At 61.9% G+C, this 11,917-nt stretch carries 15 protein-coding genes; 8 read left to right on the top strand and 7 right to left on the bottom strand.

Going from position 1 to position 11,917, the window contains the following annotated elements:
* The first annotated feature begins 142 nt into the window (after positions 1 to 142).
* Positions 143 to 730, top strand: a complete 588-nt coding sequence (locus ACX3OW_RS16700) for a DUF1236 domain-containing protein (RefSeq protein ID WP_459096922.1) — start codon at positions 143 to 145, stop codon at positions 728 to 730.
* A gap of 52 nt (positions 731 to 782) precedes the next feature.
* Here ACX3OW_RS16700 and ACX3OW_RS16695 read toward each other — a convergent pair whose 3' ends face one another.
* On the bottom strand, positions 783 to 995 hold the full coding sequence (locus tag ACX3OW_RS16695; protein WP_459096921.1) for a DUF2934 domain-containing protein: 213 nt from the start codon (positions 993 to 995) through the stop codon (positions 783 to 785).
* A gap of 55 nt (positions 996 to 1,050) precedes the next feature.
* Positions 1,051 to 1,365, bottom strand: coding sequence for a hypothetical protein (locus ACX3OW_RS16690; RefSeq protein WP_459096920.1), 315 nt, complete (start codon positions 1,363 to 1,365; stop codon positions 1,051 to 1,053).
* A gap of 179 nt (positions 1,366 to 1,544) precedes the next feature.
* On the opposite strand from ACX3OW_RS16690, the gene ACX3OW_RS16685 reads away from it, so the two are divergent.
* Complete coding sequence (locus ACX3OW_RS16685) at positions 1,545 to 2,588, top strand: DNA topoisomerase IB (protein WP_459096919.1); 1,044 nt, start codon at positions 1,545 to 1,547, stop codon at positions 2,586 to 2,588.
* Positions 2,589 to 2,721: 133 nt separating this feature from the next.
* Positions 2,722 to 4,143: a PAS domain S-box protein gene (locus tag ACX3OW_RS16680; RefSeq protein ID WP_459096918.1), complete on the top strand. Its 1,422-nt coding sequence runs from the start codon at positions 2,722 to 2,724 to the stop codon at positions 4,141 to 4,143.
* A 51-nt stretch (positions 4,144 to 4,194) separates the two neighbouring features.
* Here the strand turns inward: ACX3OW_RS16680 and ACX3OW_RS16675 are convergent, their stop codons facing one another.
* The 5 genes from ACX3OW_RS16675 to ACX3OW_RS16655 all read right to left on the bottom strand — a co-directional run bounded on the left by ACX3OW_RS16675 (position 4,195) and on the right by ACX3OW_RS16655 (position 6,450).
* Complete coding sequence (locus ACX3OW_RS16675) at positions 4,195 to 4,341, bottom strand: hypothetical protein (RefSeq protein WP_459096917.1); 147 nt, start codon at positions 4,339 to 4,341, stop codon at positions 4,195 to 4,197.
* Positions 4,338 to 4,589, bottom strand: coding sequence for a hypothetical protein (locus tag ACX3OW_RS16670; RefSeq protein WP_459096916.1), 252 nt, complete (start codon positions 4,587 to 4,589; stop codon positions 4,338 to 4,340). Before ACX3OW_RS16670 ends, ACX3OW_RS16675 begins: the two co-directional genes overlap by 4 nt.
* The gene (locus tag ACX3OW_RS16665) at positions 4,586 to 4,762 is read right to left on the bottom strand and encodes a hypothetical protein (RefSeq protein ID WP_459096915.1); all 177 of its coding nucleotides are present in this window, start codon (positions 4,760 to 4,762) and stop codon (positions 4,586 to 4,588) included. Before ACX3OW_RS16665 ends, ACX3OW_RS16670 begins: the two co-directional genes overlap by 4 nt.
* A 62-nt stretch (positions 4,763 to 4,824) precedes the next feature.
* Positions 4,825 to 5,010 carry a DUF3008 family protein gene (locus tag ACX3OW_RS16660; RefSeq protein ID WP_459096914.1) on the bottom strand — a complete coding sequence of 62 codons (186 nt, stop codon included), beginning with the start codon at positions 5,008 to 5,010 and terminating at the stop codon, positions 4,825 to 4,827.
* A 534-nt stretch (positions 5,011 to 5,544) separates the two neighbouring features.
* Complete coding sequence (locus ACX3OW_RS16655; RefSeq protein WP_459096913.1) at positions 5,545 to 6,450, bottom strand: LysR family transcriptional regulator; 906 nt, start codon at positions 6,448 to 6,450, stop codon at positions 5,545 to 5,547.
* A gap of 162 nt (positions 6,451 to 6,612) precedes the next feature.
* On the opposite strand from ACX3OW_RS16655, the gene ACX3OW_RS16650 reads away from it, so the two are divergent.
* The 5 genes from ACX3OW_RS16650 to ACX3OW_RS16630 all read left to right on the top strand — a co-directional run bounded on the left by ACX3OW_RS16650 (position 6,613) and on the right by ACX3OW_RS16630 (position 11,914).
* A complete protein-coding gene (locus ACX3OW_RS16650) occupies positions 6,613 to 6,993 on the top strand; it encodes a RidA family protein (protein WP_459096912.1) in 381 nt (126 codons plus the stop codon).
* Between the two features lie 182 nt (positions 6,994 to 7,175).
* Entirely contained in the window at positions 7,176 to 8,186 is a 1,011-nt protein-coding gene (locus ACX3OW_RS16645) for a TRAP transporter substrate-binding protein (protein WP_459096911.1), read from the top strand.
* Positions 8,187 to 8,290: 104 nt separating this feature from the next.
* Positions 8,291 to 8,836, top strand: a complete 546-nt coding sequence (locus ACX3OW_RS16640; RefSeq protein WP_459096910.1) for a TRAP transporter small permease — start codon at positions 8,291 to 8,293, stop codon at positions 8,834 to 8,836.
* Entirely contained in the window at positions 8,833 to 10,113 is a 1,281-nt protein-coding gene (locus ACX3OW_RS16635; RefSeq protein WP_459096909.1) for a TRAP transporter large permease, read from the top strand. The genes ACX3OW_RS16640 and ACX3OW_RS16635 overlap by 4 nt, the downstream gene beginning before the upstream one ends.
* A 112-nt stretch (positions 10,114 to 10,225) precedes the next feature.
* Positions 10,226 to 11,914 carry a thiamine pyrophosphate-dependent enzyme gene (locus tag ACX3OW_RS16630; protein WP_459096908.1) on the top strand — a complete coding sequence of 563 codons (1,689 nt, stop codon included), beginning with the start codon at positions 10,226 to 10,228 and terminating at the stop codon, positions 11,912 to 11,914.
* Positions 11,915 to 11,917: the final 3 nt, after the last annotated feature.

Below are 11,917 nucleotides of genomic sequence, written 5' to 3'. Positions count from 1 at the left end.
GTCGGATCGGGCGAGGGCAGGGCGCCGAGCGCAAAAATCGGAACGACCTCCAAGCCCATCCGTTTGTCTCACAAGGGCTAGTAACCAAACTGAGACGAGGAAGACCATGAGACACGTGCTTTTGGCCTCTGTGGCAGTACTAATGCTTGGCGCGACTTTTCCGGCTTTCGCCCAGGATAACGGCGACGCGGATGCCAATGCCGCTGTCGGCGGCGTAGCGGGTGGCGCCGGCGGCGCGGCGCTTGGCTTCATTATCGGCGGGCCGATTGGTGCCGTGATCGGAGGGTTCAGCGGTGCCACCCTCGGGGCCGCGACCGGCGTTGCCGCGTCGACTGTCGAATATGCTGGCCTGCATCCGGTTGAGCCGGTCTATCTCGACAGTGTCGATGTCGGCTTTGTCGTCCCGCCTGACGTCGCTATCTACCCGGTTGAGGGCGACGATAATTACGGCTATATCTACGCCAATAACCGGGTGTGGATCGTGGATTTGCAAAGCCGGGCGCTGGCCATGTCGCCGGGATATCTCGTGCCGCAGGCCGCCGCTGACTATGCTGTCGCCAACCCGATTGGCTCGGTGAATATGGCCGGTGACGTCGTGGTGGGCTATGTTTTGCCCTCGGATGTTGAGCTGATCCCCATCCCCGAGAGCCCCACTTACTCCTACGTCTATATTAACGACCAGCCGGTGCTGGTGGAGAATGGCAGCCGAACGGTGGTCTATCTCAGATAGGCCTACACTTGGGGCCACCCGTCGCGCTTGGCGAGTGGCCCAAACTGTCGGACTACTGATCCCAAGTATGCAGGAAGTCCGGCTTCCCCTCCCGCAGCAGTTGATCGGCCTCTCGCTCCCGCAGGCAGCGATCGAGGGCAATGAACCAATATTCCTTTTCCCGCCCGGACTGGCGTCCGCCTTGCTCCCATAAAAAATAGGCCGTCTCGCGTACTTTTTGGTCGAACTCGTGATCTATCCATCGGTCTTGTGATCGTTCATCCATCTTACCGCTCCCTGGGTAAGCGCCCCACGCAATGGCGGGGCGCTAGGTTAACAGGCTACATGGCCGAGGCGTGGAACATGCCCTCGTCACACAACGCCACCGTGAGTTTTGCCACGTCGATCTTGGTGCCGTCTTCGGTCCAGCCAACCGTGCCGGCAGCCGGCGCTTCAGCGGCTGGAGCCGCAGCAGGGGCCTCCGCGGCGGCAGGTGGCGCCTTGCGAAGTTCGTCGCATTTGGCTTGAACTTCGGCGACTTGATCGGCTGGTACCGCCTTGCCACTGATCATGTGTTCCTCCTGGGCAAAGGCGAACCCGGGAACAGCCAATGCCGAGGCAAAGGCGGCGATGGATAGAAGTGTTCTGACTTTCATTCCATTTCTCCTTCGATCGTCCCGCTGAATGCGGGGACCAAGCAAAACGTTAACCATGCGCCGGCGGTTGCGATTGCATCGGGAAAGTGAAGAGCGTGCGGGGTAGGGAACCGGAGCCGAGGTAGAGGGTTTGTAGTGTTCGAAACGACGTCGCGTCGCCGGAAAGGATATGAAGCCCGATGCAGCCGCCCGACGACGGTTCCGCCACGCAAGCCATGACCCGGGCGATGGGCCTGGTCTATGTCACCGACGACACTGTGGGGATTGGCCGCCGCAAGGCCGGCAGGGGTTTCAGTTATCGGAATGCCAATGGCGCCACGCTGAAAGACCGCTCGACCCTCCAGCGCATTCGCGCACTGGCGATCCCGCCGGCATGGAGCGAGGTATGGATTTGCCCCGATGCCAACGGCCATCTACAGGCCACGGGACGCGACGAGAAAGGGCGCAAGCAATACCTCTACCATGCCGGTTTTCGCGAGGTCCGCGATAGCGTGAAGTTTGCCCATATGCTGGAGTTTGGCCGGACCCTTTCGACCATTCGCGCCCAAGTTGCCAACGACATGGCGCTGGCCGGCCTGCCGCGCCGGAAGGTGCTGGCAACGACGGTGCATCTGCTCGAGACCACGCTTATTCGCGTCGGCAATGACGACTATGCCAGGCAAAACGGTAGTTTTGGCCTGACCACCTTGCGCCGCCGGCATTTGCAGGTCGAGGGCACGGAGCTGCGCTTCCGCTTCAAGGGCAAAAGCGGCAAGATTTGGCGGGTGCAACTGCGCGACCGCCGTATCGCCAGGATATTGAAGGCGTGCCAGGATTTGCCCGGCCAGCAATTGCTGCAATATCAGGACGACAGCGGTGCGATCCACGATGTAACGTCGTCCGACGTCAACGCCTATCTCAAGGACATTACCGGAGCCGAGATTACCGCCAAGGATTTTCGGACCTGGGCCGGGACGGTGCTGACGACGACGGCGCTGCAGGAATTCGGTGGATTCGACAGTGTTGCCGAAGCCGAGAAAAATATCCGAACCGCCATCAAAGCCGTGGCCGTGCATTTGGGCAATACCGCCAGCATCTGCCGAAAATGCTATGTCCACCCAGAGGTTTTGCAGGCCTATCTGGACGGCAGCCTGCTGGTTGCGGCGCGCCGCACTGAATCTGGGCTGACACCACAAGAGGGCATGGTGCTGGCCCTGATGAAAAAACGCAGGGGAAAGCACTAGGTGGTGGTCGCCCAATGCTGCCCACACTAGCTATTGTTTTTATCGCCTCATAAGCCCAATTACAGTTATCGGTTATGGCAATTCGGCAGATTTCTGTTGGACCATCCGGGAGTACCACATGGCTGATTTGCCATTGAGCGACGATACGGTGCTGCTCGGTGGTAGAACCGCGCGGGCGAGCGAACCCGCGATTACCATCGAGGCTCTCCTGGAGGCCTTGCCGGAGGCGGTCTATATGACCGACCCCAATGGCCTGATCACCTTTTACAATGAAGCGGCGGCCGAACTATGGGGCACGCGCCCAGACATCGGCAGAAGCACGTTTTGCGGCTCCTGGCAGTTGCGTTGGCCGGATGGAACGCCGATGGCTCACCATGAGTGCCCGATGGCGATAGCACTGCGCGAACGCCGGCCGATACGCGATGTTGAGGCCATAGCAGAACGGCCGGACGGCACGCTCATTCCCTTCCTGGCATTCCCCACGCCGATCCTCGGCCCCGACGGAGCCTTGCTCGGGGCCGTCAATATGCTGGTCAATATCACCGACCGCCAATCCGCTGATGAGACCGCCCAGCGCTATGCGGCGATTGTTGAATCATCGGATGATGCGATCCTGGCCAAGGATTTGGATGGCACCATCATCACCTGGAACCGGGGTGCGGAACGGCTGTTCGGCTATACGGCCGCCGAAGCGATCGGCAAGCCGGTGGCCATGCTTATTCCCGCTGATCGGCCTGACGAAGAACCCAATATCATTGGCCGCATCCGGCAGGGTGAGCGGATCGACCACTATGAAACGATCCGTCAGCGCAAGGACGGCAGTTTGGTCGATATTTCTCTCAGCGTGTCGCCGATCCGCAATCGCGCGGGCCGGGTTATCGGCGCCTCCAAGATCGCCCGTGATATCACCGACCGCCGGCGCGCCGAGGAGCAGCAGCACCTGCTGTTGCGGGAAATGGATCACCGGGTCAAAAACCTGTTCACCCTGGCAAGTAGTCTGGTGACGCTGAGTGCGCGCTCAGCGGCGACGTCCGAGGAAATGGCTCAAGCCGTGTCGGCGCGGCTCAATGCGCTGGCCCAGGCACATTCACTGACGATCCGGCGTGCCGCCGGGCCGGCCGGCAACAATGACCAGGTCACGACCCTGCATGCCCTGATCCAGACCATCGCCGCGCCCTATTCCGGCCCGGCCTCCGCATCGGCACGCCTGACGATCACCGGGCCTGACATCGCGGTTGCCGGTTCTGCCGTTACCAGTTTTGCCCTGTTGCTGCACGAATTTGCCACCAACGCCGCCAAATATGGCGGGCTTTCGGTGCCCCAGGGCGGCGTCGATATTGTCTGCGAAAACGGCGAGGTGGATTTTGTTGTCACCTGGACGGAGCGTGGCGGCCCGGCCGTGGAAGGGCCGGGTGATGGCGCCGGATTCGGGTCCTTGCTCACCAAGGCGACCGTTGGCAGCCAACTGGGCGGCGCGGTCGAGCAGGTCTGGCGGCGGGAAGGGTTGCAGATTCGCCTGACGGTAGCCAAGGACAGGCTCAGTCCCAACTACTAGCCGACCCCGGCGCCGCCGGTCACGCAATAGACGTCGCCGCGCCAGCAGGCGTTAGTCCACCGGCTTTGATGGCTTGGTCTGGCCGGGCTGCTCCTGTCTCGAGCCATCCTGCTTCCGGCCCAGATCATCGATATTGTCGTCTTGCTGCTTGCCGGTCCCGGTTTCCAGCGGCGTCGGTTTGGGCTTTTCTTTCATCATTGGCTTTCTCCGCTTTCGACGATCTGGGATGTCGGCGGATGCGCTTCCAGACGAGCCAATGCCTTGCCGACCCGCCATGCGACATCCACGTCGAAGTCATCATCGGGGCTGGTGGTCTCGTAGTGCCGCAAATCCTCGGGGCTGACGCCCGCCTCGGCCGCGAATTGATCCAGGTCGAGGCCAAGCGCGATGCGGCGGTTGTGGTCGCCCTTGGGGTTTCGTCTGCTCGGATCGAGTGGCGTGGTCATTTTGCTGCTCCCTTATCCTCCCGGCGTGTTTCCAGATACTGCCAGATACCGGCCGCCACGGCCCCAGCGGCGATGCAGACCGCGATGCCAACCGGCGTATTGCCGGCGATCGAACCAATGGCGGCGCCCAATACCCCGCCCCCTAGAATTCCCCAGATGAGTTTATTGGCCATGACTGATCCTCACTGCGATTTTATTGGTGCTGACTGTGGTTTGAAGGGACTGGAGCCGGCCGCTAATGCTTTGTTTTGTGCTCCGGCTTTCCCTTGCGTTTTGTCGACGCCATCTTGCTGAGTTCCTCTTCGCTCATGGACAACATCGATTTCGAGGGGCCCTTGAGTTCACTCTTGGGCGTATCGCCACGCTTGGCCGACAAGGCGGCCCCGGCGGCTTTCTGCTGGGCTGCTGATTTGGCGGGCATCACGGGTCTCCGATCTTGATGAGATCAAGCTAAAACGCACGGCGCCGTGAGAAGTTCGCCACAATGTTTAGCACCGCGCCGGCAGGGCTGCTGGTCCGTTGTCGACGCGGTTAAGCGCACGGCCTAATACCAGCCCGACCAAACACGGCACCCCAGATCTCCCCAGTCTCGGCGCTGTGCTATGCTGGCAGCTCCCTTGGGGATTCTACATATGGCGTTGGACCATAAGGCAACCGCTCTACGGATGTGGGCGGGCGCAAAGCGCTATCTGTTCAGCACTCCGCAGCGCCGCGGGACGGCTTACGGTGTTGGAGCCGCTTGTCCCATCGACCATGCCACCCATGGGGCCTGCTGTCTTCGGAACGGCCTATGCCGTTTGGTGGGCGGTTGTTGGTCTTTCGACTATATTCGGCTGCTAGTTCGTCCACCTAAGCTCCCGTTGTTTCTATTCATGCTCAAATCTATTGGGCATGAGGGAGGATGTGATGTTGGATGACCCGGCACGCGTCCCGCAGCCCACTGCGCGGCCGCAGTTCATAGCTGGATCAGGTCCTGCAGGAACGTCGCCCTAAGATGATTTGTAAATTGCTCGACGGCGGGCGGCAGGCGCCGGGTCGCGCGGGTGCACACCTCAACCCAGGATTTCTGCAGCGTCGGATTGCGGAACGGGATGGCGGCAACGACCCCAGACGCCAAATCGCGGCTGATCGATAGACTGTGCAGCATGCTGACACCGGCGCCGGAACGGGCAAAGCCACGCAGTGCCTCGATGGAGTTGGTTTCGAGAGTCGGCGCCAGCGAGATGCGTTCCTCGCGGCAATAGGCATTGATCAGCCGGCGGATACCGAAGGTGGCTTCGGGCAGGGCGTAGGGGAAGGTGAGGGCCTCGCTGAAATCTACCGATTTTCGGCCCGCCAGCGGATGCCCAGGGGCGACGATAAGAAACAGCGGGTCGGCGAACCGCATGACAATGTTGACCTCGGGATCGGGGGTCGGCTGATAGGCGATGCCGATATCGGCGTCCCCCTCACGCACCGCCTTGGTCACCAATTCGGTGCCGGTCGAGGTCAACTGAAACGTCACCCCGGGATAGAGCTTGGTGAAGGACGACACCGCCACCGACAGATGGCCCGACACCACGCCGTCAATGGTGGTGATGCGGACATGGCCGCGCTTGAGCCCCTTGAGTTCGTCGATATCGAAGCGCAGCCGGTCTTTTTCAAACAGCACGGACTGGGCGTACTGGATGTAAATCTCCCCGGCGGGGGTCAGGTTGACGCCGCGTGAATTGCGCTCGAACAGGTCGGTGCCCAGCTCCAGTTCGATATTCTGGATATGGCGGCTGATCGCCGAGGGGGCGACATGCAGATTATCGGCCGCCACCCGGATGGAGCGGCAGCGCGCGACTTCGACCAGATAACGGAGCGGGTTCAGCATCATGTGGTGTTCTCATAATTAGAGCGCTCTGTAATAATATCTCTGCTTGTGTGAACGCAAGGCTCTCAGTTACCAAATGTCGCGTGCCCTTCGCCGCTGTCGTTTGCGACGCAGCGCGATCCGGCCAATGCGAAGCCGAAGTTCTAGCGAAGGCAGAAATAGCCAATGACCAAAACCAAAGTGAACACTCCAAGCGCGCCCAAGCCTCGCGGAGCCTATTCCGCAGCGATCAGGTGCGGCGACTTCGTCTATGTCGCGGGCCAGAGCTCGCGCGATATGGATCTCAATGTCATCGGCGAGACCATCGAAGAGCAGACCCGCACCACACTCAAGAATGTGGAATCGATTCTGCGCGATGCCGGCCACGGCCTGGGCGACATCGTCAAAGCGACAGTGCATCTGTCCGATTTGTCGGAGTTTCGCCGCTACGACGCCGTCTATGCCGAACTCGTGCCTGAGCCGCTGCCGGTCCGGACCACGGTGGGCAGCGTTCTGGCGCCGGGCGTCATGATCGAGATCGATGTGGTGGCCTACGCGCCACAATAACCCTGGCCTCCGCATTGCTGATGCGGACGCTCACGACCTGGCTGGACTTGGGGGAACAGGACCAGCCAATTTGCCGTAATCGAACCCGACGCAGAGCACCCGGCCACAGGGCTTCAAGAGGTGACGCGGTCGGTAGACTGGCTCAGGACGGCCGTCCTGAGGACAAAATGGGAGGATTAACAATGTCGCTCTTTACCAAATCACTGGCCGCCATGGCAGTGGGACTAGCGCTCAGCACCGGCGCCTATGCAGCCGAGATCACCGCCCGCCTGGGGCATCTGGACCCGACCACCACGGCCAAGCATATCGGGCTGCTCAAGGCTGCCGAATTGATCAAGGACCGTACCGATGGGCGGATCGAGATCACCGTTTTCCCCTCGTCGCAGCTTGGCGACTCGAGGGAAATGACTGAAGCGGTGCAACTGGGGGCGCTCGATGCCGTCATCACGCCGGCCTCGTTCCTCGGTGGGTTCGACCCGGCCGTGTCGATCTTTGATATCCCCTACATCTTCCCCTCGGACCGCGAAATTTCGCGCGAATTGCGCGAGGGTCCGTTTGGCGAAGCCGTGCTGGAAACCTTCCGCAGCCGGGGCTTTGAGCCGGTGGCGCTGTGGTCCGGTGGCCGCAAGGTGTTCTCGTCCAACAAGGCGCTCGATACCGTCAAGGACTTCGCCGGCCAGCGCTTCCGCGTCATGGATTCCAAAATCCTGATCGGCCAGTTTGCCGCCCTCGACGCCTCGGCCATCGTGCTGTCGTTCGGAGAGCTCTATACCTCGCTGCAAAACGGCGTCATCGATGCGCAGGAAAATCCGCTCGACATCATCCAGCGCATGAAGTTTTTCGAAGTGCAGAAAAACGTCGCCGTCACCGAGCATGGCGTCATCATTGAGGTGCTCCTGTTCAGCCCGAGTTTCTGGCAGAGCCTGTCGGCGGATGACCAGGCCATCGTGCGGGCCGCGTTCCTCGAACTGGCGCCCGAAGTTGAGGCCGGCAAGGAGGCCGACGCTGCCGCATCGCTCGAATTCCTGACCAATGCGGGCCTCAACGTGCGCGTTGCAGATGAGGCGGAACGCCAGGAACTCCGCGACGTCATCTACCCACCGGCCCGCGACGCCTATTTCGACATGGCGGGCGATGAAGGCAAGAAGCTGATCGCGCTCTACGAAGAGCAGTTGCAGCTTCTCACCAAATAGTAGGCGCATTCAAAACGGGATGCCGAGGCTAACCTAACCGCACCCGTTGGCAGGCCGTGCCGCACGGCCTGCCACTTGCCTGCATCTTTGGGGAGAAATTCACTATGATAGAAACGCTACGGCGAGGTCTGGCGAGGACCGCTGATATCTGGGGCGTCATCGAGCGCTATGTGACGGGCCTGCTGGTGACCGTCATGGTCCTGCTCTATGCCTTAAACGTGCTAGTACGCCTGTTCCTGCCGACCTATGCCAGCAATTTCGCCTGGATCGACGAGGCGGCGCGCTACATGCTGGTCTGGGCGGTGTTCCTGGGCTGCGGCATGACGCTGGAAATCGGCCGCCATATTTCCGTCGACCTGTTTATCGGCCGCTTCTCGGCCAAGGCCACCCGCATCCTTTACGGTACCATCGACGTGGTCGGCGTGCTGTTTTGCGCGGGCGCCTCGTATTACTCGCTGCAATTGGTGCTGTTCGTGGCCAAGACCGGGCAGATCAGCCCGACGCTCGGGGTCCCGACTTTTATTCTTTATGTCGCCCCCTGCATCGGCTTTGCGTCGCTGGCTTTTCAATTCCTGCTGCGACTGACCAATGTGCGGGATGCGCGCCGGACCCCGGTTCGGCCTGAGTGGGCTGGGAGTGAACTGGGATGATCTGGCTCATAGGTATCGTCACCGCCGTCATGCTGTTTGTCGGCTTCGAAATGTTCCTCGTGCTCGGCGTGCCGGGCTATCTGATCAAGGTAGTGTATTTCGGCTCCCTGCCTGAAGTCGTGCTGATCCAGAAAATGGTTGGTGGGATCAACCACAACGTGCTGCTGGCTATTCCGTTCTTCATGTTCGCCGCCGAAATGATGTCCGGTGGTCGGCTGGCCGGTCTACTCGGCGGCGCGGCTCAAAACCTGTTCCGCCGCGTACGCGGCGGCCCGGGCTACGCCACCATCGCCGGATGCATGGCGTTCAGCGCGGTGTCCGGTTCGGCGCCCGCAACGGTCGCCGCGCTGGGGCGGATCATGTATTCACCGATGCGGCGATCAGGCTATAGCGAAAAGTTCACCCTCGGGCTGATCGTCTCGGCGGCGGAAACTGCACTGCTCATTCCACCGAGCATTTCGCTGATCATCTATGGTTGGCTGACCGAAACTTCGATCAGCCGCCTGTTCGCCGCCGGCTTGGTCGTTGGCATCTTGCTGGCCCTCGCTTTCGCCGTTCTGGTCTTCATCGAAGTCAAGCGGAAGGGCCTGCCAGCCGGCATCTATGGGGACGATGCGCCCGGGCAGGTGATCAAGGGCACGATCTGGGCGCTCGGCATGCCGCTGGTCATTCTGGGCGGCATTTATTCGGGCATTTTCACGACCACCGAAGCCGCCGCAGTCAGCGTGGTCTATGCGGTGTTTGTGGAAGCCGTGGTGTTCCGCACGCTGAGCTTCAAGAAGTTCATGCGAATCGCGCAGCGCACCGCGGTGATGACCTCGGTGATCTTTATCCTGCTCGCTATCGGCAGCATCATCGCCTATTTCGTGATTATCGCGCAACTGCCACAGGCGGTGCTTGGTCTGCTGGAATTCGTCGGGGCCGGACCGCTGCTGTTCCTGCTGATCGTGAACATCGTGTTCCTGATCGCAGGCATGTTCATCGATCCGGGTACGGCCCAGCTCATCCTGGTGCCGGTCCTGTTCCCGGTGGCGGTGTCCTACGGCATCGACCCGGTACATTTCGGCCTCGTCGTCGGCTTGAACGTCTGCATCGCCATGATCACCCCACCCTTTGGGCTGGATATCTTCGTGGCCTCCTCGACGCTCAACAAGCCGGTGATCGAGATCACCCGCGGCGTTACCCCGTTCATCGCGATCAATCTCGTGGTGCTGGCGATCATCACCTATGTGCCGGGGGTCGCGACCTTCCTGCCCAACCTGCTGATGGGTTCCTGATGCCAATCCAGCGCCAGCACGCCTGGCGCAGTCCGGGGCGGCCAGCCGGCCGCCTCCAGGCTACGGGCCGACGCCCGCTATCCTTCGGTTTATGCATAGAAAGGTTATGATTATGACGGGTCAAGCAAAGCGGAGCGGCGGTAAGATCGTTGTCGATGCATTTCGCCAGCAGGGGGTGGAGCGCGTGTTCTGCGTGCCCGGCGAGAGCTATCTCGATATCCTGGATTCGCTGCGCGACGTCGGCGGCGAGATCGATCTGGTCAGCGCTCGCCATGAGGGTGGCGCCGCCTATATGGCGGAATCCTACGGCAAGCTGACCGGCAAGACCGGCGTCGTCATGGTCACGCGCGGCCCAGGGGCCTGCAATGCCAGCATCGCCGTCCACACCGCGTTTCAGGATGGCACGCCGATGATCCTGTTGATCGGCCAGGTGCGGCGCGATTTCTGGGGCCGGGGGGCGTTCCAGGAACTGGACTATACCCGCATGTTCGCCCCGATGGCCAAATGGGTCGCCCAGGTCGAACGCACCGAGGAATTGCCGCATTACCTGGCCCAGGCGTTCCGCATCGCCCAGGAAGGCCGGCCCGGTCCCGTCGTTCTGGCACTGCCGGAGGACATGCTGACCGAGGCCACAACGGCCCCCGATCTGCCGTTCCAGTCCGCGGCCATGCTGGCGCCGCGCCCCGACCAAATGCGTGAATTGACGGCGCTGCTGGCCGGCGCCAAGCGGCCGGTGCTGTATGTTGGTGGCAGCGGCTGGACCGAGGCGGGCAAGACGGGGCTGGAGCAGTTTGCAGCCGCCCATGGCCTGCCGGTGTGTTGCTCGTTCCGCCGCATGGATACGTTCGACAATCATCATCCCAACTATGTCGGAGAAGTGGGCCCGGCAGCAGCGCCCGATCTGGTGCAGCTGATCAAGGACGCCGACGTGCTGATCGCGGTGGGAACCCGACTGGGCGAACACGCGACCCGGGGCTACGGGCTGTTGGAGCATCCGGTGCCGAGCCAGAAATTGATCCACGTGCTGCAGGATGCGCGCGACCTCGGGCGGGTGTTCAACCCGACGCTCGCCATCCAGTCCGATATGCAGGCGTTTGTCGCTGCCGCCAATGCTGCGGCGCCCAAGGCCAGCCCCGAGCGCGCCGGCTATGTCGCCGCGGCGCGGGCCCAGTATATAGCCACCCTAGACCCCTCGAACTCGCCCAAGGGTGCGCTCGATCTGGGCCAGTGCCTGGTGGCGCTGGACAAGTTGCTCCCGGCGGATGCCATCATCACCTCCGATGCCGGGCACTATACCGGCTGGGTGCAGCGCTTCCTGCGCTTCGGCGGGCAGCGCCGTTTCCTCGCTCCCGTTTCCGGGGCGATGGGCTATGCGGTGCCGGCGGCGGTAATGGCCAAGATTTCCGCGCCCGACCGCATGGCCATTGCCATGGTTGGCGACGGCGGCTTCGGCATGACCGGCAATGAAATTGCGACCGCGGCGGCCTGTGGGGCGGCACCCATCGTGTTCATTTTCAACAATGGCATGCTGGGCTCGATCCGGGCCTGGCAGGAAATTGCCTATCCGGGCCGGGTCTCGGGGACCGGGCTGACCAACCCCGACTATACCACCCTGGCGCAGGCGCATGGCGGCTTCGGCGTGCGTGTCGAGCGCACCGAGGAGTTCCTGCCGGCGTTCGAGGCGGCGGTCAAATCCGGTAAGCCGGCGCTGATTGATCTGGCCATGGACGCCGAGGCCATCACCACGCGGGTGACCCTGACGCAAATCCGCGAAGCCGCTTACGCGCGCCAGCGGGCCTAAAGC

The organism is Devosia sp. A449, from assembly GCF_054489375.1.
Note: the sequence above shows the minus strand (reverse complement) of the source record. Positions and strands in the feature narration are given on the sequence as shown.